The organism is Flavobacterium sp. LC2016-23, from assembly GCF_009674775.1.
Classification (GTDB): domain Bacteria; phylum Bacteroidota; class Bacteroidia; order Flavobacteriales; family Flavobacteriaceae; genus Flavobacterium.
This window is the reverse complement of record NZ_WKKE01000053.1, coordinates 1-1,955: the sequence shown is the minus strand read 5'-3', so window position 1 is coordinate 1,955 and position 1,955 is coordinate 1. Positions and strand designations below refer to the sequence as shown.

1 protein-coding gene is annotated in these 1,955 nt (G+C 44.9%); it reads right to left on the bottom strand.

Annotated features, from left to right (window positions below):
* Positions 1 to 1,955 (bottom strand): Ig-like domain-containing protein (locus GJU43_RS22655; protein ID WP_154344174.1); only part of this gene is annotated, 1,955 nt, incomplete at both ends.

Genomic DNA, 1,955 nt, shown 5'->3' with positions numbered 1-1,955 from the left:
CTTGTTTTTACAGTATTCGAAACATCACCGTCGCAGGTATCGGTTGCGATTGGGAATTGTGCCTGTGCAGCCGTTAAAGCTTCAGCATCGCTGCATTGCACCGTTACGTTTAAAGTGCCCGCCGGAGTATTCCATGTTGGCGCGGTAGTATCTTCAATGGTGATTATTTGCGTGAAAGTATCAGAAGTATTTCCACAATCGTCTTTTACGATCCAGGTATTTGTATAGGTTCCTGCGTTGGCGCAAGTCTCAGATGGAACAAATACGCCGCTTGTTTTTACGCTATTCGAAACATCACCGTCACAAGTATCGTTTGCGATTGGAAATTGTGCCTGTGCAGCCATTAAAGCCTCAGCATCGCTGCATTGCACCGTTACGTTTAAAGTGCCCGCCGGAGTGGTCCATGTTGGTGCGGTAGTATCTTCAATGGTGATTATTTGCGTGAAAGTATGGGAGCTATTTCCACAATCGTCTTTTACGATCCAGGTATTGGTATAGGTTCCTGCGTTGGCACAAGTCTCTGACGGAACAAATACGCCACTTGTTTTTACAGTATTCGAAACATCACCGTCGCAGGTATCGATTGCGATTGGAAATTGTGCCTGTGCAGCCGTTAAAGCTTCAGCATCGCTGCATTGGACTGTTACGTTTAAAGTACCCGCCGCAGTGGTCCAGGTTGGCGCGGTAGTATCTTCAATAGTAATCACTTGGGTGAAAGTATCTGTTGTGTTTCCACAATTATCTTTAGCAATCCAGGAATTGGTATATGTTCCTGAATTGGAACAAACTTGTGAAGCTACAAAAGAGCCAGTAGTTTTGGTGTAAGTCACAATGGAACAATTTGCAGTTGCAGTTGGTGCCTGATTTTGTGCAGCAATTAATCCTGCTGTATCACTGCATTCTAACGTACTATTTAATGACCCGGTCTGAGTAATCCAAGTTGGAATAGCAGTGTCTTGAATAGTAATTACTTGAGTAAAGATACTTGAGGAATTGTCACAAATGTCTTTTGCGATCCAGGTGTTGGTATAAGTTCCAGTACTTCCACAACTTCCATTTTGGAATATTCCGCTGGTTTTGGTATAGGTTACCGTTCCGCCACAATTATCAGTTGCCACGGGAGCCTGATTTTGCGCAGTTGTCAATCCGGCGGTATCGCTGCACTGAAGTGTTATGTTTAGTGCATTCGCGGAAGTGGTCCAGCTTGGTGCGGTTGTATCTTCAATGGTAATTACCTGTGTAAATGTTGTAGAAGTATTCAAACAAATATCTTTTGCAATCCAGGTGTTGGTATAGGTTCCGGAGTTGCTGCAGGAACCGGCAGCAAAAGTACCGCTGGTTTTGGTATAGGTTATTGTTTCACCACAATTATCAGTTGCCACGGGAGCCTGATTTTGGGCAGTAGCTAAACCTTCAACATCACTGCATTGAAGCGTTACGTTCAGTGCATTTGCAGAAGTGGTCCAGGTTGGAGCGGTGGTATCTTCAATGGTAATTACCTGCGTAAATGTTGTTGACGTATTCAAACAAATATCTTTGGCAATCCAGGTATTGGTATAGGTTCCGGAATTGCTGCAGGAACCGGCAGTAAAAGCACCGCTGGTTTTGGTATAGGTTACCGTTCCTCCACAATTATCAGTAGCCACGGGAGCCTGATTTTGGGCAGTAGCTAAACCTTCAACATCGCTGCATTGCACCGTTACGTTTAAAGTACCAGACGGAGTGGTCCAGGTTGGTGCGGTGGTATCTTCAATGGTAATTACCTGTGTGAAAGTTGTTGACGTATTCAAACAAACATCTTTGGCAATCCAGGTATTGGTATAGGTTCCGGAATTGCTGCAGGAACCCGCAGCAAAAGCACCGCTGGTTTTAGTATAGGTTATTGTTCCACCACAATTATCAGTTGCCACGGGAGCCTGATTTTGGGCAGTGGCCAATCCGGCGGTATCGCTGCA